The organism is Dysgonomonas sp. ZJ279 (assembly GCF_011039205.1).
Taxonomy (GTDB): domain Bacteria; phylum Bacteroidota; class Bacteroidia; order Bacteroidales; family Dysgonomonadaceae; genus Dysgonomonas.
Map to the genome: position 1 here is coordinate 83334 of NZ_JAAKEL010000002.1, position 20760 is coordinate 104093.

The 20760-nt window shown below is 37.7% G+C and carries 21 protein-coding genes; 14 read left to right on the forward strand and 7 right to left on the reverse strand.

What is annotated here, in order from left to right:
- Nucleotides 1–91 precede the first annotated feature (91 nt).
- Nucleotides 92–1159 (forward strand): FKBP-type peptidyl-prolyl cis-trans isomerase, encoded by a 1068-nt coding sequence (locus G7Y57_RS18145; RefSeq protein ID WP_165020949.1) that lies wholly within the window; start codon nt 92–94, stop codon nt 1157–1159.
- 68 nt (nt 1160–1227) lie between these two features.
- Here the strand turns inward: G7Y57_RS18145 and G7Y57_RS04205 are convergent, their stop codons facing one another.
- A complete protein-coding gene (locus G7Y57_RS04205) occupies nt 1228–2286 on the reverse strand; it encodes a tyrosine-protein phosphatase (protein WP_165020950.1) in 1059 nt (352 codons plus the stop codon).
- Nucleotides 2287–2503: 217 nt separating this feature from the next.
- On the opposite strand from G7Y57_RS04205, the gene G7Y57_RS04210 reads away from it, so the two are divergent.
- On the forward strand, nt 2504–3490 hold the full coding sequence (locus G7Y57_RS04210; protein WP_255491336.1) for a tyrosine-protein phosphatase: 987 nt from the start codon (nt 2504–2506) through the stop codon (nt 3488–3490).
- Nucleotides 3491–3492: 2 nt separating this feature from the next.
- Here G7Y57_RS04210 and G7Y57_RS04215 read toward each other — a convergent pair whose 3' ends face one another.
- Entirely contained in the window at nt 3493–3861 is a 369-nt protein-coding gene (locus G7Y57_RS04215) for an SH3 domain-containing protein (protein ID WP_165020951.1), read from the reverse strand.
- Nucleotides 3862–4315: 454 nt separating this feature from the next.
- Complete coding sequence (locus G7Y57_RS04220; RefSeq protein WP_165020952.1) at nt 4316–5113, reverse strand: DNA alkylation repair protein; 798 nt, start codon at nt 5111–5113, stop codon at nt 4316–4318.
- Nucleotides 5114–5316: 203 nt separating this feature from the next.
- Between G7Y57_RS04220 and G7Y57_RS04225 the strand changes: the two genes are divergently transcribed.
- The gene (locus G7Y57_RS04225) at nt 5317–5721 is read left to right on the forward strand and encodes a DUF5856 family protein (protein ID WP_165020953.1); all 405 of its coding nucleotides are present in this window, start codon (nt 5317–5319) and stop codon (nt 5719–5721) included.
- Nucleotides 5722–5872: 151 nt separating this feature from the next.
- Here the strand turns inward: G7Y57_RS04225 and G7Y57_RS04230 are convergent, their stop codons facing one another.
- From G7Y57_RS04230 to G7Y57_RS04245, 4 genes are all read right to left on the reverse strand, one after another.
- Complete coding sequence (locus G7Y57_RS04230) at nt 5873–6349, reverse strand: VOC family protein (protein ID WP_165020954.1); 477 nt, start codon at nt 6347–6349, stop codon at nt 5873–5875.
- A 3-nt stretch (nt 6350–6352) separates the two neighbouring features.
- Nucleotides 6353–6787 carry an SRPBCC family protein gene (locus G7Y57_RS04235; protein WP_165020955.1) on the reverse strand — a complete coding sequence of 145 codons (435 nt, stop codon included), beginning with the start codon at nt 6785–6787 and terminating at the stop codon, nt 6353–6355.
- A 17-nt stretch (nt 6788–6804) separates the two neighbouring features.
- Nucleotides 6805–7206: a VOC family protein gene (locus G7Y57_RS04240; RefSeq protein ID WP_165020956.1), complete on the reverse strand. Its 402-nt coding sequence runs from the start codon at nt 7204–7206 to the stop codon at nt 6805–6807.
- A gap of 227 nt (nt 7207–7433) precedes the next feature.
- Nucleotides 7434–7868: an SRPBCC domain-containing protein gene (locus tag G7Y57_RS04245; protein ID WP_165020957.1), complete on the reverse strand. Its 435-nt coding sequence runs from the start codon at nt 7866–7868 to the stop codon at nt 7434–7436.
- Nucleotides 7869–8202: 334 nt separating this feature from the next.
- Between G7Y57_RS04245 and def (G7Y57_RS04250) the strand changes: the two genes are divergently transcribed.
- From def (G7Y57_RS04250) to infC, 11 genes are all read left to right on the forward strand, one after another.
- On the forward strand, nt 8203–8760 hold the full coding sequence (gene def / locus G7Y57_RS04250) for a peptide deformylase (protein WP_165020958.1): 558 nt from the start codon (nt 8203–8205) through the stop codon (nt 8758–8760).
- A 100-nt stretch (nt 8761–8860) separates the two neighbouring features.
- Nucleotides 8861–9880 carry a branched-chain amino acid aminotransferase gene (locus G7Y57_RS04255; RefSeq protein WP_165020959.1) on the forward strand — a complete coding sequence of 340 codons (1020 nt, stop codon included), beginning with the start codon at nt 8861–8863 and terminating at the stop codon, nt 9878–9880.
- Between the two features lie 19 nt (nt 9881–9899).
- The gene (gene lptB / locus G7Y57_RS04260) at nt 9900–10670 is read left to right on the forward strand and encodes an LPS export ABC transporter ATP-binding protein (RefSeq protein WP_165021194.1); all 771 of its coding nucleotides are present in this window, start codon (nt 9900–9902) and stop codon (nt 10668–10670) included.
- A 163-nt stretch (nt 10671–10833) separates the two neighbouring features.
- Nucleotides 10834–11262, forward strand: a complete 429-nt coding sequence (gene ruvX, locus G7Y57_RS04265; RefSeq protein ID WP_165020960.1) for a Holliday junction resolvase RuvX — start codon at nt 10834–10836, stop codon at nt 11260–11262.
- Nucleotides 11263–11267: 5 nt separating this feature from the next.
- The gene (gene def / locus G7Y57_RS04270) at nt 11268–11825 is read left to right on the forward strand and encodes a peptide deformylase (RefSeq protein WP_165020961.1); all 558 of its coding nucleotides are present in this window, start codon (nt 11268–11270) and stop codon (nt 11823–11825) included.
- Between the two features lie 21 nt (nt 11826–11846).
- Entirely contained in the window at nt 11847–12650 is an 804-nt protein-coding gene (locus tag G7Y57_RS04275; RefSeq protein ID WP_165020962.1) for a polysaccharide biosynthesis/export family protein, read from the forward strand.
- The gene (locus G7Y57_RS04280; protein WP_255491337.1) at nt 12650–13396 is read left to right on the forward strand and encodes a polysaccharide biosynthesis/export family protein; all 747 of its coding nucleotides are present in this window, start codon (nt 12650–12652) and stop codon (nt 13394–13396) included. Before G7Y57_RS04275 ends, G7Y57_RS04280 begins: the two co-directional genes overlap by 1 nt.
- A 24-nt stretch (nt 13397–13420) precedes the next feature.
- Nucleotides 13421–15808, forward strand: a complete 2388-nt coding sequence (locus G7Y57_RS04285) for an exopolysaccharide transport family protein (protein WP_165020964.1) — start codon at nt 13421–13423, stop codon at nt 15806–15808.
- A gap of 132 nt (nt 15809–15940) precedes the next feature.
- Complete coding sequence (locus G7Y57_RS04290; RefSeq protein WP_410492637.1) at nt 15941–17950, forward strand: tetratricopeptide repeat protein; 2010 nt, start codon at nt 15941–15943, stop codon at nt 17948–17950.
- A 144-nt stretch (nt 17951–18094) separates the two neighbouring features.
- Entirely contained in the window at nt 18095–20047 is a 1953-nt protein-coding gene (gene thrS / locus G7Y57_RS04295; protein WP_165020965.1) for a threonine--tRNA ligase, read from the forward strand.
- Between the two features lie 73 nt (nt 20048–20120).
- Nucleotides 20121–20759, forward strand: coding sequence for a translation initiation factor IF-3 (gene infC, locus G7Y57_RS04300; RefSeq protein ID WP_165020966.1), 639 nt, complete (start codon nt 20121–20123; stop codon nt 20757–20759).
- Nucleotide 20760 lies beyond the last annotated feature (1 nt).

The following is a 20760-nucleotide window of genomic DNA, read 5'->3' on the forward strand; positions in this document are numbered from 1 at the left end:
AGCCTTCATTTAGATAACTAAAAAGTATTATTTTTGCGACTACAAAACTAAAAAAGTATTGTATTTAAGAAATTACAAATCAGATTATAAAATGAAAAAAGTATTACTCTTTGGTCTTCTTTCGGTTGCAGTATTAGCTTCGTCTAATGCTTTCGGTCAGAAAAAAGCAAATTCTAAAAAAGGCGCAAAGCCAACTGAATTATCGACTCCATCTATCAAAACAGAAAGTGATTCTGTTTCGTACGTTTATGGAATAGCAATGTCGCAAGGTCTTCCTCAATACCTTACTCAAATGGGTGTACTAACAGACACAACAGCTATAAGTGCTGATTATGAGCAAAGAATATTAACCGAATCGGATGCTGCAAAACAAACCCAATTGAGAGAAGAGCTAAAAGTAAAACTTGATTCTGCTACCACAGCAAATGCTGTAAACATGGAAGATTTTCTTGCAGGCTTCAAACAAGCGATGCTGGAAAGTTCTACCAGCCCGGCATTCAACTCGGGTATTGCCATAGCAAGCCAAGTAGGATCGATGACTAAGAATTTCTCGGCAGAAGTATTAGGACAAGAGGATGCAATTAATCGTGATGCTTTTGTTTATGCTTTCATTAGCGGACTAAAAAACGAAACACCTCTTTTTGATGTAAGCAATCCTCAGGATATAATTCAACAAAAAGCACAACAGGTTCAACAACGCAAAGAAGCTGAAGCGGCTGATGCCTTGAAAGCTCAATACGCAGAACAAGTTACAGCAGGCGAAAACTTCTTGGCTGAAAACAAAGCAAAAGCAGGTGTAGTAACACTGCCTAATGGCTTACAATATAAAGTTATTACAGAAGGAACAGGAGCAAAACCATCGGCAACAGACATCGTAAAAGTTCATTACAAAGGAACGCTGATCGATGGAACACAATTCGACAGCAGTTATGACAGAAACGAACCGACTACATTTGCAGTAGGTCACGTTATAAAAGGATGGACTGAAGCCCTTAAATTGATGCCTGTAGGGTCTAAATGGATGCTGTATATACCTTACGATTTAGCATACGGAACAAGAGATCAAGGAACAATCAAACCTTTTTCTACTTTGATATTTGAAGTAGAATTACTTGATATCGTTTCTCAAGAAGAAATAGATTCACTGTCTGAAGAATAAAACAAACAGGTAAAGTTACTCTGAATAAAAAAACTTCGCTGCAATAATTGTAGCGGAGTTTTTTTATTTTAATACAGTAATATTTCCCGTAATTTCTTCCTCTTATCAGGAGTCAGCCTCAGCTCTTCAGTCATATAATCATCCACTGAACCACTTTTTGTCCTCATCCACGAAATCCCATATTTGAGGTAAGCTAAATCTGTTTTTGTCAACATAGTCAGTGCCTCTTGCATCGACTCGGACAGAGTATCAACCCGTTTAATCAGCTTGCTCCTATCTATGCCCAGATTAGATCCCATATAATCATCCTCTGCGGTTTCGGGCGACACATCAAGTGCCCGCAGCAAAAGATATGAAGCTAATCCCGACTGATCTTTACCCAAATAGCAATGATATGCTACCGGATAATTATCTTCGTTGCACAAATAATCAAACATCAGTGCAAATTGCTCCGAATAGTTTTCGACCATATCTTTATATATGTCCTGAGTGTAAATAATAGCATCTCCACGCAAGAAATGTCCGTCGATAATCTGTTTCGATATCGAATTATATCCGTTACTAATAACAGGTATCCTTATGTAGCACGAAGACTGCATATAATTTGCATATCTCTCTCTGGCATCTTGAGAACGCATATCTAATACGGTTTTAACACCGAGTTCGTTTAATTCCCGAGCATCTTTGCGTGTCATACTAGCAAAATTCCCCGAACGGAATATTTTACCCCAGCGAATCTGACGGTTGTCATTTGTATAATATCCTCCAATATCTCTGAAATTCTGTATGCTATCCAATTCGAAATAACGGTTAGTTACGACTCCCGACATCTTACCTCCGACCTTAAGCCTGAAATATTTTCGATGCATATTGTGGATCGTATCATTTATTACAGCAATGTAGTCGCCCGAATTAACTACACGTAAAGGTGAGGATGGGAAAATAGTATCATTGTCGGACATATAAATCTCGACGGGTATATTATCCAGATCCGGAAACAGCTCCCATTTTAACAGATAATTGTCTTTTGAATCTTTTTCGCAAAGTACAGATATCGATGTATCTTGAGTACAACTAGCCAAAAAGAATATGGAACTAAGAAGATATGTTATTTTTTTTATTACCATGTAGATCAATAAGCGTATTATTACTGCGTCTCTATAGCAAAGATATGTAAGTGATTGTGGTTAATCAACAGCTTAGCCTATTTTTGTAAAGATTTACTGTTTTTTCACACTTGAGCCTATTTATACTATTTCTGAATAGATTACACTTACTATATGAATTTATTAGTAAAAAATAATGTATTTTTGTCCTCTCTTACAATAAATCATGGTATTGCCGTTGAACAAGTCGATCTCGATGTATCAGGGAGAAGATATTAATCTGAAAGCCCGAATATTGCGTGACAAGCAGTCTAAAGCCGCTAGTCTGGAAATAGACATTTCAGATGAATGGGCGTTATACGCCGGATTCTCGGTGGAAGATATTGATTTCACGACACCCATCTTAAAAGGCAAAGGCAAAGGCATATTCCCCTTAAATGTGAGCCTTACAGCACGCAGCTATTTCGGACTGATGACACCCAAAGGAAGATCTGTTCTGGCAGAGAGACATCTCCCTATGGCAGGCTCTTACAATTTCCGCGATCTGGGAGGAATAAAAACAGCAGAAGGCAGATATATAAAGTGGGGAAAACTCTTCCGTGGCGACGACATGAGTAATCTGACGGACGAAGACCTGACCTATTTATCGAGCATACCTATCACATCCGTTATCGATTTCAGAGCAGAAAACGAGTCGAGACGAGCACCCGACAAACTACCTCCGAGTGCACGTTTTACATATCCGATCGCTATCACGCCGGGGAATCTAAGTTCGGAAGGAATTCAGGCAAATTTATTAAAGTCGAATGTAAATCTGCATATGAAACACATGAATCGCTTGTTAGTAAGCGACCCTGTATGTGTAAGAGCTTTCAGAATACTTTTTGCTATTGTACAAAACAACCTTAGCGCACCGTTAGCCTTCCATTGCTCGGCAGGAAAAGACAGGGCAGGGATGGGAGCAGCACTTATACTATTCGCATTGGGAGTAGACGAAGCAACAATCATGGAAGACTATTTATCCTCAAACAAGTACCTCGAAGACAAATACTCCAATATAATAAATAAGTACCCTCGTGCTGAGCCTATATTCACAGCTAAAAAAATGTTTTTACAAGCAGGAATAAATCAAATAAAAAGAGATCACGGAACTGTTATGGATTTTCTCACAAAAGAATTGAAAGTCGATATCGTAAGAATGAGACGAATTTATCTGGATAAATAAATTTATACTTCATCCAAATTAGAAAGAGGAATCCACCCAAAAACTTCCTCATCCATTTTTCTGCAATAAAGCCATCCATTAACTATTCTATCTCCGACTACCGTTTCTCCGACAGCCACATTATGTTCTTTTGCAGAGTAGTCTTCTAAAACCATTGCTTTTGAAATTGACGAACTCGTTCGATCCCTTATCTGAAGAATTTGTTCGGGAACCCAACCGGCATTATCGTTGGATATACACCATACCCACCCCTGCCAATCGGGCGTATCATCTTTCTTCGAATTATCTATCATTACAACCTGCCCTCCCCTAAGGGTTATAGGGTTAGGATAATCTGTAATCCAATCTTTTATTACAATATATATTTTCATTTCGTTTACAAACATTGATATATTTATTTCTCTAATACAAATTGTGAAAATAAAATTTCTATTTGAAATATCTAAAAAGCGAGGTGAGAATAATAGCAAAAATTAGCAGTACTAATAAACCCATTCCAAATAAATAAAACCCATAAGCTATTTTATCTTTCTTAAAAATAGAGAATATACAATACCCTACCATTGCAACAACAATGCAAATAAAGAATATGAAAAAGATTAATAGCACCAACATTACCGCCATCATTGTAAAAATTATTCTTGTGCTAACACTTCTATATATAGAAGTCGTCTTGACTTTTCAAAATGTTTTCTTTTTGTTTGTTTACTCTCTTTGTCATGCTGAACGATAGTGAAGCATCTCCTAACCAAGATCCTTCGTTCCTCAGGATGACAAAATAATACGAAAAACAAAAAGTCAAGACGACTTCATATAATTAAGATTCTATGAAATTGACCTTAACGCTTTCTTTATTATATAGGTAGTCTCTTTCGTATTAGACTGTTGCCCCCACTGCTCACAGAGTTCAACTACCCAATCGGGCTGAGTTTTACTCGCATCGTTCAACCAATTACCTACACTATCCTGTACATATTTCGATGGATCAGACTTTAATACATCAAGAATTGGTAAAGCTAGCCGAGGCTCTTCTTTCAGTCTGTCTATATGTTTGCACCACACACCTCTGGGGCGAATGGCTTCGGTGGCAAAGCGACGGACATTAGCATTTTCGTCCTGCACCCAAAGCAATAAAATCGCAATCGCTTGTTCCAAATTGCTATCAAGACTATATCTCATAGCCATCCACGAGATCTCACGCACACCAAAATGAGAATCGGCAGCGAAAGGCTTTATTGCATTCAGCTTTTCACTTATGTTTAAACTATCATTCAATCCAACAAGATAAGTCGCCCAACAGCGAACACTATCTGAAACATGACCAGCCAAAGTTGACAACAATTGAGAATCACGACCGCAAGTCTGCTCATGCAATGCTTTTCCGACAGCTAATGTAGATTGCATAGCCGTTTTCTGTTTCAAATTGGCAAGAGCAGATAAACACGATTCCTGATACTTATGAGGCAAAACATTTTTCACTAATACCCCATGATCTACCGCGAGCCATTCCGTGAGATTCACCGATGCGATCAGCCCTCTATTCAATAAATTTATTATATCCGGTGACAGCAGGGCGAATTTAAGTGCGCCCTTTCTTTTTAATATTTCTTGTGATATTTCCATGCTATTTCGAGAAATTGTTTGAACAAAAATAGCATTAATATCGTTCTAATATATACAGATTGCTTTTATTCGACCTAAAGCTTACCTTCATAAACTACATTTATGAAGGATATAAAGTTTCAATTGCAAGGACTTGATCTCTCAAGATAAAATCGTTATATTTGTCTATATAAGAAACATTTAATAAATAAAATTATATCATTATGTCAACAAGTACATTAAAACAAACAAAATCATCTACTGCAAATGCAGAAGTTGGTGAATTTTTAGGTAAACTATTTGGATTCAACAGCAGTTTAAAACTTTATCACTGGCATGTTAAAGGTGATGCAAGCTATGCACGCCACATTGCCCTAGATCAAGCAATTGCTGATTTGGCTGATGCAACAGACCGTATTGTAGAAACTTCGTATGCAATAAAAGGAGATTTGGATATTGTAATACCAAAAACAACTAATCCGACAGACATTATTAAGCATGCCGAAGAATTCTTCAAATACACAGAATCTCAACGTGAATTATTTGCAGAAGCATTTACTCAAGCTATTATTGACGATTATCAAGAAGCAATACAACAATTGCTATATCGCTTGAAAAGATTGTCGTAAACTTATCACTATTGAATATAAGAAAAGCGGACGAGAGCCCGCTTTTCTTATTTTTATTATTTAATGTTTTACAATTCGCATTCAAAATCATTGGCGATTTTGCAGTCAATCCCAAGATACTTCCTACCATCAGGATAACAGAGAGTGTATATCAGTAGGCATTTTTTATCTTTTCTATATCCAGCTTTCTCATTTGCATAAATACTTCCATTATGCGTCCTGCTTTTGCCTGATCCTTCATCAGTTCGACCAAGATGGATGGAACGATTTGCCACGACAGCCCGAATTTGTCCTTCAGCCAGCCGCAATAACTCTCCTCGCCACCATCGGCGGTAAGCGTATCCCAATAATAATCTATCTCGTCCTGTGTATCGCAATATACTTGAAACGAAACTGATTCGTTGAACTGAAATATAGGCCCGCCATTAAGTGCGGTAAAGGTTTGACCGTTAATCTCGAATTCTACTGTCATTACCGTCCCTTCTTTCTGATTGTGAATTTCATACCCCTCTTTTCCGTAATGGGAAATACTTTTTATATTCGAATTCTTGAATACAGACACATAGAAACGGGCGGCTTCTTCTGCCTTACCGTCAAACCATAAGCATGGGGTTATTTGATGTTTCATAATTTATTGTTGTTTTTCGTTCGACTCTACGTAATGTTTAAATCGATTAAGAATAGCCTGCCAACCTTCACGCTGTAGTTCTACCGGATTCTCACCTTCGGCATCGAATGTCTCCGTGATTTCCGTTTTGTCATCTACCTCGGTAAATACAACTTTCACTTTACGCCCATCGGCAAGTGTATAGGCAATCTTTTTATTGGGTACAACTTCATCATAGCGCCCTTCGAAGTCAAATCCCATACTGTGATCTTTGGCCTCCATACGGGAACTAAAATACCCCCCGACTCGCAAATCGTTGATAGCATTAGTTGTATGCCAATCATCGGATGCACTGTTCCAGCCAACAATATGCGCGGGGTTATTCCAATATCTCCACACGATATCGGGCGAAATATCGACCAGCACCCACACAGTGATATCTACTTTCTTTCGTTCCATCTTTATTTGCTTTTGGTTTATTTCATGGAGTGCAACCCGAAGCAATTATCTTCGGTATCGAAACAAAGAGAAATAAAACCATACTCACCAATGGAGAACTTAGTTTTCATCACTTTTCCTCCGGCGGCAACCACACGACTTTCCTCTACAGTACAATCGTCGCAACCAAAATAGACTATTGTACTGTTACCTCCGGCTTCCACTCCTTCCATCTTCACCAATGCCCCTGATGCATTCGGCGCATTCATATCGTCGGCAAAAGGGAACATTACCATTTCAAAATCTTCTAAATCGGTTTGTTCACCCATAGGCATATCTATCAATTCTTTACCTAATACTGTTTCATAAAACTTACGGGCACGAGCCATATCGTTTATATAAATCTCGAACCAAACCACGGGATTAGTTTTTGTAGCCATCTTACTTAATTGTTTTTGTTATTAATACAACGTGAATTCTAAATAAGGAAAAGAACGATAAAATCTTCTTTCGAGTTTGTTATCCCAAACTGAAAGGATATCCATTGCTATAAGATAACAGATCCCTCCTTTCAGTTCGGGATGACAAAATGGACGAAAGTATAATACCAATTCATAACTCACAATTGTATGATGCTTATATCGAACTCACGCTAATAAATGATTTATTACTCCGCTAAAAATTCTTTCAGGTATGTTCCTAAAATTTCCGTCCATCCTGCCACATAATTTTCTCTGGCAAAGTTTTCACCCCCATCTGCAAAATTTTCGACACCCTCGTGTGTGAGTCTCACTTTAGTGCCGCCTTCTACAGGGTGCAAGCTCCATGTAACTAACGATTCTCCCTTGCTATGGCTGGGATGCGTCCATGTGTGACTGAATTTCTTTTCGGGAATTACCTCTTTTATCACACAACGGTGGTGATATATAAAATCTCCGTCAGGCACATTAACATCAAAATTAAATTCAGCACCTTGCTTCAGTTCAAAATCGTCGATGGTAAAATACCATTCTTTCATCTGATTTTTGTCGGTTATAGCCTCCCAGACCTTAGATACAGGTACCGGGTAAAGCTGTTCTACTATAATAGGAATATTATTCATAATATGAAATTTATATAAGTTGATACTATGTATTTTTTAAAACAGAAGGAAGAATCATTGTGTTCATGGAGAAGCGTTAATATATAACAAGTTATTGATTATAAATCATTAAAAGATCTTATCTACGTTAATTTTAACTCTAAATCATAAATAAGATATAGAGTTAAATTGACTCAATTAGCAGCACATTATTCACTATAATTTGTAATTTGCATTCAAAATCATTTGTAACTTTGTAATCAATATTAATTCCAATCAGGTGAACAAAAACATTTACATATTAATATTATCAATTATAACTATGTCGTTTTGCTCCTGCAATTCATTTAAAACCATGACCAAAGTAGAAAAAGATTTAATCAACAGTGCAGATTCAAATACACCGTTTAAGGTTTTGCAAACAGACAACACCGAGGATTCACTATTCTTACGAAAAAAGAGTATTGATATTGATAACGTTAAGGATATCGCAAGCGACAAAGATTTACAGCTATTCATCGACCGCCTGAAACTAACGATGAAACTTGAAGAGGGAGTAGGCATCGCTGCTCCACAAGTGGGACTTGGACGAAATATATTCCTGTTTCTACGAATTGACAAACCCGATTATCCTGTGCAGGTAGCCATTAACCCACGTATAACCAACCAGTCTACCGAAACGATTTGCTTCGAAAGAGACGGATGTTTATCTGTACCTAACATAAGCGGCACAACGAAACGTCACGCATGGGTAGAGGTTGAATATTACGACGAAAAAGGCATTTTGACTAAAGAACGTTTAATGGGAACATCTCGCGAAGGTGATTTCACGGGTGTTATTTTTCAGCACGAATACGATCATCTGCAAGGCATCCTCTTTATAGACCGATTGTGCCAACAACCTGCTGAATAAGGAAAAACGAAGAAAAATCTTATATATATTTAGCACAAACATCAACATTATACCGACTAAAATTATACTTTTGTAAAGTCAAGTAATAATAATATAAATTATGGATGCAATAGATTGGTCAAACTTGTCTTTCGGTTATATAAAGACAGACTACAATGTAAGGAGTCATTACAAGGACGGAAAATGGAGTACGCCCGCTGAAACAACTTCCGAAGAAATTAATCTACACATGGCTGCAACTTGCCTCCACTACGGGCAAGAGTCATTCGAAGGATTAAAAGCTTTTAAGGGAAAAGACGGAAAAACCCGAATTTTCAGAATGCGCGAAAATGCACTACGCATGATTTCTTCGAGCCAAGGTATTATGATGGCTGAACTCCCTGTCGAGATTTTCGAAGAAGCTGTAGTTAAAGCCGTAAAATTGAACGAACGTTTTGTACCACCTTACGAGAGTGGAGCATCTCTATATATTCGCCCTTTATTAATTGGTGTTAGTCCTCAGGTGGGAGTTAAACCGGCAAGCGAATACCTTTTTGTTGTATTTGTTACACCTGTTGGACCCTATTTCAAAGAAGGATTCAAACCGACACCGGTAGCTATTTTTCGCGGATACGACCGCGCCGCGCCTCTTGGAACAGGTACAATTAAGATAGGTGGCAATTATGCAGCCAGTCTTGTAGCAGGAGATAGAGCCCACAAAATGGGATATTCCGCTGTACTATATCTGGATGCCAAAGAGAAAAAATATCTGGACGAATGTGGCCCTGCTAATTTTTTCGGGATAAAGAACAATACATACATTACACCTCTTTCATCATCGGTACTTCCGTCCATTACTAACAAAAGCTTAATGCAATTGGCTCAGGACATGGGGATGAAAGTAGAACAAAGACAAGTTCCGGAAGAAGAACTTTCTACATTCGAAGAAGCCGGACAAGTAGGAACTGCCGCTGTAATAAGCCCCATTTTACGTGTCGATGATATAGATGAGAATAAATCGTATGTTATATCTAAAGACGGTAATGCGGGACCTATCAGCACTCTGCTATACAACAAACTGAAAGGAATCCAATTGGGTGACGAAGAAGACACTCACGGATGGGTTACTGTTTTATACTAAAAAAGCTTATCTTGCAGGCATGAACGAAGAACCCGAGCAAATGGTGCTACGCACCGAAAATCTGGTAAAGAAATACAAATCGCGTACGGTTGTAAGCCATGTTTCGATTGAAGTGAAACAAGGTGAGATTGTGGGTTTACTTGGTCCTAACGGAGCAGGTAAAACAACCACATTCTATATGACTGTGGGTCTTGTGATGCCTAATGAGGGGAAAATATTCCTCAACGAAAAAGAGATTACAGCCTATCCGGTATATAAACGTGCACAAAACGGTATTGGATATCTGGCACAGGAAGCTTCTATTTTCCGTAAAATGACTGTCGAAGATAACATTCGCTCGGTACTGGAAATGACTAAAACAAGCAAAGCTTACCAGAAAGAAAAACTGGAAAGCCTGATTGATGAATTTGGACTTCACAAAGTAAGGAAGAATCTGGGTGACCGCCTTTCAGGAGGTGAAAGGCGTAGAGCCGAAATTGCACGTTGCCTTGCAATAGACCCGAAATTCATTATGCTAGACGAACCATTTGCAGGAGTAGACCCGATTGCGGTGCAAGACATCCAAGAAATAGTTGCTAAGCTAAAATACAAGAATATCGGAATTCTGATTACCGACCATAATGTAGATGAAACTTTGAGTATTACAGACAGAGCCTATCTGCTATTCGAAGGTAAAGTCTTATTTCAAGGTTCTGCAGAAGAATTAGCATCCAATGAAATAGTGAGAGAAAAATATCTGGGTCGTGATTTCGAGCTTAAACGAAGAAGTTTCGAGCATCTTAGGAATTAAATTTGAGCTAGATAAGTTATACAGAAAAGGATAGTTTTTTTACTATCCTTTTCTGTTTTAACAGTACATGCCACTTATTTTGTTACTACAGCAGATACTTTCCACTAATTATCTAAGTATATTACAGATAAATAATTTTTTTTATCTACCTTTGTTTTGTATTATGGGACGACTATTAGCTATAGACTATGGGACAAAGCGGACAGGTATCGCAGTTTCGGATACATTGAAAATTATCGCAAACGGACTGACCACTGTACGCACACATACCCTTTTCGACTTTTTGAAGTCCTATATGGAAAAAGAAGACGTTGAATGTATTGTTGTTGGATTACCAAAACAGATGAATAATGAGTATTCTGAGAATATGAATCACATTCGTCCTTTCGTGAAAAAACTACAATCTATTTATCCTGATATTCGGATCGAATATTATGATGAGCGTTTCACCTCAGCCCTTGCCCAGAAAGCAATGATTGACGGTGGATTAAAGAAAAAAGACAGGCAAAACAAAGCTCTTGTAGATGAGATTAGCGCTGCTATTATTCTGCAAGACTATATGGAGAGCCTTCGTTTACAAAACAAAGTATAAACTATATGATTTTACCGATATATCTTTACGGGCAGCCAGTACTCAGAAAAATAGCCAGCGACATCACTCAGGAATATCCTAATCTGAAAGAATTGATTGCTAATATGTTCGAAACCATGTATAATGCTGATGGAATTGGTCTAGCTGCACCTCAAATCGGGCTCGACATTCGTCTTTTTGTAATTGATCTTGAACCTTTAGCTGAAGACAATCCTCAATACGCTGACTTTAAGAAAGTATTTATAAATCCACGTATAGTAGAATACAGTGGTGATATAGTTAAAATGGATGAAGGATGCCTCAGCCTTCCGGGAATATCAGAGCCGGTAGAAAGAGAAGCAAATATACGTATACAATATTTAGACGAAAACTTTGTGGCTCATGATGAAACCTATGGTGTTTTTTTTGCACGTTGTATTCAACATGAATATGACCACATAGAAGGAAAGCTTTTTATTGATAAAATATCGGGAATTCGCAGACAACTAATAAAAGGAAAACTTAATAATCTTATTAAGGGTAGAACCAATTGTGGCTATCGGGTAAAAGCTGTTCAAAAATAAATACAAAGAAATTAGCCTTTTATGAAAAGTAAAATAAAGATATTTTTGATCGGCATTTGCATTTTATGCATTTCCAATTCGTGTGTAACAAATAGACAAACAGACCTATTACAAGAAATAGAAAAAAGCTATCCAAATGCATCGCCTGAGGAATACAAAATAATACCTGGAGACTTATTGACTATTACCGTATACTCCATGGACAAAGAGGCCGGAGAGCTATTTGCGGGCTATACACCCAATTTTACATGGATAAACAACGTCGATAATACAGCTCAAGGTGCAGGTCAAATCAGAGGTCAGGAAAACACTTGGCAAATAAGACCTATACCCGTATATGCTGACGGAAATATAACCTTCCCTTATATTGGAAAAGTCCATATGGAAGGACTTACCATACTTGAAGCTAGAAACGTAATTTCGGCTAAATTAGATGAGTTTGCCGAAGGTACTTCTGCTGACGTTAACCTATCGAATAGATACTTCAGTGTTCTGGGTGAAGCCGGTGCCAGACGAATCACAATGAACACCACCCAAATGACTATATATCAAGCTTTGGCATTATCGGGTACCATTTCGCCATACGGAGATCGGACAAAAGTAAGCATTTTGCGACAAGCAAATGGTAGCTCTATCTTAAAAACGTTCGACCTTAGAAGTGAGGATATTGTCAATACTGATTTTTACTATATACAGCCAAATGATGTAATATATATACCACAAGGAAAACGTAAGTTCTTAGGTGCTTCAACTTCTTTCGTTGGATTTGTTGGGCTTTTAACATCAGTTGCCGGAGTAATAATATTTGCACTTAGAGTTATTTAATGATGAAATATATATTATATTATATAATTTGTGGTATGACGATTACCGGATTCTTTTCTTCTTGTATATCAAGTGAGGAAACAAATTACCTGCAGGCTATAGATAAGGCGTATATTTTAGAATCGTACAAAGAATACCGCCTGGCAAAAGAAGACATCATAACGTGTATGATATTGACCGGCGACAAAGAATTCTTAGAAACATTTAATACCCTGCTTACTCAAAACGGACAGGCTGTAAAATTATTTACAATCTATGATGACGGCACTATAGTATTGCCCTATTTCGGACCAATAAAAATTGCCGGACACACAATTCAGGAAGCCGAAGAAATTATCCAAAAGGCTATGCAGGAGTCTATTATAGACGCTCAAGTAAAGATCAGTCTTGCTAGTAATATTTTCTATGTTTTATCAAATGGCAAACAAGGATCATATTCTGTATATAAAGAGAATATGAGTATTTACCAGGCTTTAGCAATCTCAGGACAAACAACAGAATCTATGGACTTGAGTAAAGTGAGTATTGTTCGCAAAGACGTAAACGGCAATTCGATAGTAAAGACATTTGATCTTAGAACTCAAGATGTTATTCAATCCGAATTCTATTATATACAGCCCAATGATGTGATATATTTCCCGACTAATAGAAATGCATTTTTCAACATCACATCCTTGAATTCTTTTGTCGCAACAATTATGGTACCTTTAACGTTCTTAGTTTTTGCGGCTACATATAATTTTTAATAAATTCGACTCTGAAGATAAAATATGAACAGAAACAACAGAAATACGATTGAAACCAATGACCCTTATTTCGATGAAATAAAGGCTAAGACAAGTATATCTTTCGATTTTGTACTTTGGTTCTATAGAATCCTTAAATATTGGTATCTTTTCGTACTCTCAATTCTGATTTGTCTTGGTATCGCTTATCTGGAAAACAAATCGTGGGTAGCAGTATATACGACACAGGCACTTATCATGCTCGAGGATAGAGGAAATACCGGTGTTGTAAATGCCGTCCCAATGGGAAATCTACTTCGGAATACCACTAACCAACAAATACTATTGGCATCATTTGGTATGACAGAACGTGCGGTAAAGAATCTTCCTCAAAAAATGCGAGTTGACTATTTTCGTCAAACTCATTTCAAAAGATTCAGTATATATACTGTTACGCCAATAAGAATTGATATTATCGATCTCCCAGAAGACGCGTATGCCCATACATTTAATGTAGCACCAGTCGATGACAAATATTGTCGCATATATTACGAAGAAGATGAAGACAACGAGATTCCCGAATTTTCAGTTGTAGTTCCGTACAATAAAGAGGTAACAAATCCTAAATTCACTATTAAATTAGAAAAAACAAGTTCGTATACAGCAGATTTTGAGCCTTTCAGCTTCAGATTCTTATCAGATGGGCAATTAATAGGCATGTATAGTAATCGTATTATACCTGTTTTAAAAGACGATAGTGGGACAGCACTAGAGATTTTCATGTCTGGCACAGATCCTTATCGCGACATAGACTACTTAACAACTCTCTTGGAAGAATTTCAGGGCTATAACTTATTCCTAAAAAATCAACAGGCAGACTTAACGATTAATTTTATCGAAAGACAATTAGGCATAATCAACGACTCGCTGCAATCGTCCAGAGCAGCACTTGATAAATTCCAAAAAGAAACAGGGGTCTATGAGATTACATCACAAGGATTGAGACTAGAGATCGATCAAGCTGATGAAGAGAAGGAAAAACTTGCTCTGAAAGAACGTGCAACCTTAATTGTTACGCAAAAGATCGGTGAATCTATACTGGGAAATACAGAGCTAATCAATCCAACAGTTGTTGGACTTGAAGAAAGTAAACTCACGTCGCTCATTACCGAATATAATGACCTTTTAGCCAGATCAAGGTATCTTGGTGCTAAAAATCCACTATACAACAAAACAATAGACTCATTAAATGGTCTGAGAACTCAAATACTATCAGAGTTGCAACTCATACAAAGTAGGCTACAGAATAGCAAAGATGGCTTGGTTAAAAAATATCAGCTTCTTGATCTAAAAGTATACAATCTTCCTCCTCAAGAAAGAGATTTAATAAAATTTGAGCGCGAGTTTAAAGTGAATGAGATGTACTTCCAGTTCTTGACTCAAAAGCGTTACGAAGCACAAATACAAAAAGCATCAAACACTCCCGATAACTTTATATGGGAAATGCCAAGAATATTCAGTGGTCCGAACAATGGTGGCGATATACAAAAGAATTACATGTTTTTCTTTTTTATTGGCATCCTATTACCTTTAATTTTTATAGTACTCAAAGAAGAGATTTTCAATTATACCATTTCAACAAAAGAAGAGTGCGAGAAAATATCTGGCTTACCAGTGATTGGTACAATCGAAAATATTTCTAAAAAACTAAAAACCGGAGTTGTGCTCGTTAAAAACTATCCTAAATCGAGTTTTGCCGAATCGTTCCGTAATATGCGGGTTCGTTTGGAATACATGGCCAAAAGAGAAAGCAACATTACAGTACTTGTTACATCCTCCGAGCCGGGTGACGGTAAAACATTTATAGCGACAAACATTGCGTCAGTATATCAGTTAATGAGAAAGAAGGTTATTGTTGTAGATTTAGACCTTAGACGCCCTTCAATTGCTAAAACACTGCAATTAGATAGCCACAAAGGTGTTTCTAACTATCTAATAGGACAAGTAGAACTCGAAGATTTGATTTTATCGCCTCCTGAATATGGATTTGACATTATTCCTGCCGGAACGCTACCTCCTAATCCGAGTGAGTTGATAAAAACAGAGAAAACAAAAGAACTGATAGAATACCTGAAAACTAAATACGATTACGTCATAATAGACTGTAGTCCAGTAGGTCTTGTTTCGGATGCATACGTACTGGCACGTATGGTTGATACAACCCTATTCGCTGTACGTCGTGGCAAAACGAACAAGTCGTTCTTTAAAAGTGTAATCAATCAACTTAAATTCGACGGAATTGAAAATGTGGCACTGGTATTTAATGATGTTAAGGGTAGAGAGGGTTATTATGGAACATCCCGCTATTATGGAGATAAAACATATTATCTGAAAAAGAATTCATACTACCACGACGACTACTTCGAAAACTAAAAAATATATTAAAAAGAGAGGCTTGTTTAAGCCTCTCTTTCTTTTCTTTATATATTTGTGGCTCAAAGAATAATAACTATTGATGTGAAGAAATTTACGGTCATCCTTTTCGCTCTATTTTACAGTCTTCTGATGTCTGCTCAGATAAATACAGACAGAGTAATACTTATTGGGCGAAACGCTCTTTATTACGAAGACTATATACTATCCATACAGTATTTTAACCAGGCCATAAAAGCGAAGCCTTTTCTCGCTGAGCCTTACTTCTATAGAGCCATTGCCAAGTTCTATCTGGATGACACCAAGGGGGCAGAAGATGACTGCACACTTGCTCTCGAACGAAATCCCTTTATGACCAAAGCCTATCAGCTGAGAGCTGATGCCCGCCAAGCTCAAAACGAATACGACGGTGCATTGGAAGATTACAAAAGGGCATTGGATGTTTATCCTAACGACAAGTTTGTATTGATAAACATGGGTGTTGTAAATATCCAAAAGAAAGATTTTGAAGAATCTGAAAAGAATCTGAATACCTTACTGAAATTATACCCTACATACACTCAAGGTCTTTTGGTACGAGGGGCTATGTATCAGGAAAAAGGTGATACAGTCCAAGCATTTGATAATTATAACGCCGCAATTAAAATTGACAAATATTTACCTCAGGCCTATTCCATGAGAGGTTTATTATATTACAATAAAAAAGATTTTGATAATGCCTTGAATGATCTGGACGAAGCAATACGTCTGGAACCTCTTCAAACCGGCAATTATATCAACCGAGGTCTGATTCGCTATTCAAGAAACGACCTACGCGGAGCTATGGCTGACTACGACAAAGTAGTAGATCAAGACCCAAATAACATCATTGCCCGCTTCAATAGAGGGTTACTACGAGCTCAGGTAGGAGATGACAACAGAGCTATTGCCGATTTCGATGTTGTACTGACATTTGAACCTAGTAACTATATGGCATACTTCAATAGAGCCTTACTCAAAAATAATATTGGAAACTATAAAGGTGCACTTAACGACCTAAACGTAGTATTGGCCGAATATCCTGAATTTTATCAAGGATTCTACACCCGTTCCGAAATAAAACGCCGCCAAAACGACCTGAAAGGGGCTGAACGAGATTTCAATTATGCACGGAACGAAGAAAATCGGATACGCCAGAACCTAGCTAAAGGAGGAAAAGGTACTGGTGAAGAAAAAGATAAAACGAGAGAGAAATCGGATAAAGATATAGATAAGTTTAATCTATTAGTTGTTGCAGATAAGAAAGAGGAAGAAAAGAGTAAATACGGCACCAACAACTCGAGAGGCCGTATTCAAAACAGGCAAGTGAAAGTAGATCTTGAACCTCGCTTTGTAGTAACTTATTACGAAAAAGCAAATGATTTGAGACGCTTTGTATACTTTAGCCAACTCGTAGATGCAGCAAACAAAAAGAATGTTTTTGCACGTAAACTAAGAGTTACGAATTGCGAGGCTCCGCTGAATGAATTACAAGTACAGGAACACTTCAAATCTATAGACGAACTATCGAGACAAATAGGTAATGATCCTACAAATGCTGATCTGTACTTCGCACGGGCAATGGATAATATGCTGGTTCAGGATTTCTCAAGCTCTATCGAAGATTTCAATAAAGCGATTCAGCTAGATCCGAGCTTTACATTAGCATATTTCAATCTGGCAGTTGTATATACAAAACAGCTGGAACTGAAAGAAAATTCGACTGATTTCGACCGTCAAGCAGAGCAAGGCAATGAGGTTCTTACACTAAACGGCCCTAAGAAAGGAACAGACCTGTCGAACACAAATATGCTCGATCCAAGCAAACTGGAATATGATCTTATTATCAAAAATTATAATAAGGTGATAGAGCTTGATCCCAAATTTATTTATGCATACTATAACCGCGCAGAAATACGATACAAACAAAATGATTATCGCTCGGCTATCCTAGACTATAATGAAGCAATCAGAAACGATTCTGAATTTGCAGAAGCGTACTACAACCGAGGATTAGGCCGATTCCAGGTAAAAGATAAAGATCGCGCACTCGATGATATGCGTAAAGCGGGAGAGATGGGTATTGTAGAAGCCTACAGCATAATTAAACGTATGACCGAATAAAGTAACAAACATAAGAAAAAGGTGAGCAGGTATATAAATTCTTTAATATCTGCTCACTTTTTCTTATAGCAAGGGCTATTCAATACATAAAATGCTTATTTTTGCAAGTTGAATAGACTAGTTGTAAAGTCAAAAACAATTAACATGATTAAGATAACATTTCCTGATAATTCAGTACGTGAGTTCCAACAAGGAACCACTTCGATGCAAATAGCAGAAAGCATCAGTTCTCGTCTGGCTCAAGACGTTCTTGCAGCAAAAGTAAACGGACAAGTATGGGACTTAACAAGACCAATTAATGAAGATGCCACGATCGAATTACTGAAATGGGAAGACGAAGATGGTAAGCACGCATTTTGGCATTCATCAGCCCATCTAATGGCTGAAGCTATACAAATACTATACCCTCATGCAAAATTCGGTATAGGCCCGGCAATCGAAAACGGATTCTATTACGATATAGACTTTGGAGATACACCAGTAAAAGATGCTGATTTTCCTGCAATCGAAGCGAAAATGGCTGAACTGGTTTCTAATAAAGAAGAAATCAAGCGTAAAGACATTACTAAAAGCGATGCTTTGAAAATGTTTGGCGACAGGGATGAAGGATACAAAGTCGAGCTTATCAACGATCTTGAAGATGGAACGATCACCACATACACACAAGGTGTATTTACCGACCTTTGCCGTGGACCTCACCTTCCAAATACTTCGTACATCAAAGCAATAAAAGTGCTTAGTGCCGCCGGAGCATATTGGCGTGGTGATGAGAAGCGTAAGCAGCTTACACGCCTTTACGGAATAACATTCCCTAAAAAGAAGATGTTGGACGAATATCTTGTACTACTCGAAGAAGCAAAAAAACGTGATCACCGTAAGATCGGTAAAGAACTCGAATTGTTTGCATTCTCTCAAAATGTGGGACAGGGACTTCCTTTGTGGTTACCTCGCGGAACACAATTACGTTTGAAACTTGAGGATTTTTTAAAGAAAATTCAAAAGAGATTCGACTATGAACAAGTAATGACACCTCATATAGGTAACAAACAATTGTATGTTATCTCGGGACATTATGAGAAATACGGAAAAGATTCTTTCCAACCTATCCATACACCGGAAGAAGGTGAAGAATTCTTACTAAAACCGATGAACTGCCCTCACCATTGTGAGATATATAAAGTTATACCTCGTTCGTATAAAGACCTTCCTTTGCGTCTGGCGGAGTTTGGAACTGTATATCGTTACGAACAAAGTGGAGAGCTACACGGATTGACACGAGTACGCGGATTTACTCAGGATGATGCACACATCTTCTGTACTCCCGATCAACTAAAGAACGAGTTCTTGAAAGTAATGGACATTATATTCATTATCTTCAAAGCTCTTGATTTTGAAAATTTTGAAGCTCAAATCTCTCTAAGAGATCCTGAGAATAAAGAAAAATATATCGGTAGCGACGAAAATTGGGAAAAAGCAGAACGTGCTATCATCGAAGCCTGCGAAGAAAAAGGTCTTCCGGCGCGCGTAGAACTTGGCGAAGCTGCTTTCTACGGTCCGAAACTCGACTTCATGGTAAAAGATGCTTTAGGTCGTCGTTGGCAATTAGGAACAATTCAAGTAGACTACAATCTGCCTGAGCGTTTCGGATTGGAATACACCGGTGCTGATAACCAAAAACACCGTCCAGTTATGATTCACCGTGCGCCATTCGGCTCTATGGAACGCTTTATTGCAGTATTGATCGAACATACTGCGGGTAAATTCCCATTGTGGCTAACACCCGATCAGGTAGTTATTTTACCTATCAGCGACAAGTTCAACGACTACGCATATCGTGTAGCAAAATATTTGAAGCAAAATGATATTCGTGTTCAGGTAGATGACCGAAACGAGAAAATTGGAAGAAAAATCCGCGATAATGAGTTGAAAAGAATACCTTATTTGCTCATTGTAGGGGAGAAAGAAGCAGAAAGTGAAGAAGTTTCGGTAAGAAAACAGGGCGAAGGTGATACAGGTTCAATGAAATTTACTAACTTTGCTGCCCAATTGACTGAAGAAGTTGATAAAATGATGAATGCGTGGGAAAAAGAAGCCTAAGTATTCGTTATTCTAGGTTAGAGATAATCAATTATTAAAAATTACATATAAAGAAGATTCCAAAAGCTTTTGAATGAGAAACAACAGATTTAATACACGCAAAGAAGATTTACATAAAATCAATGGAAATATTCGTGCCAGAGAAGTTCGTTTAGTTGGTGAGAACGTAGAACAAGGTGTTTATTCAACGCACGAAGCATTACGTATGGCTGACGCTCTAGAACTTGATTTAGTTGAAATCTCCCCAAATGCCGAGCCACCTGTATGTAAGATAATGGATTATCAAAAATTCCTTTATCAACAAAAGAAGAAACAGAAAGAAGCTAAAGCTAAATCGGTAAAAGTAGTACTTAAGGAGATTCGTTTCGGACCTCAGACCGATGATCATGATTTTAACTTCAAACTTAAGCATGCTAAAAGCTTTCTGGAAGAAGGCTCTAAGGTAAAAGCTTATGTGTTTTTCAAAGGTCGCTCGATCCTTTTCAAAGAACAAGGAGAAGTTTTACTACTTCGCTTTGCTACCGAACTGGAGGATTACGCTAAGGTAGATCAACTACCGGCACTTGAAGGAAAGAAAATGATAATGATGCTTTCGCCTAAGAAACAGCAAATAAAAGCGCCTGTAGCTAAACCTACAAAAGAACATGGCGAAGTTAAGGAGGCTAGCGCTGGTGAGGCTAAAGAAAGCGAAGAACCAAAAATTGAAGAATAAG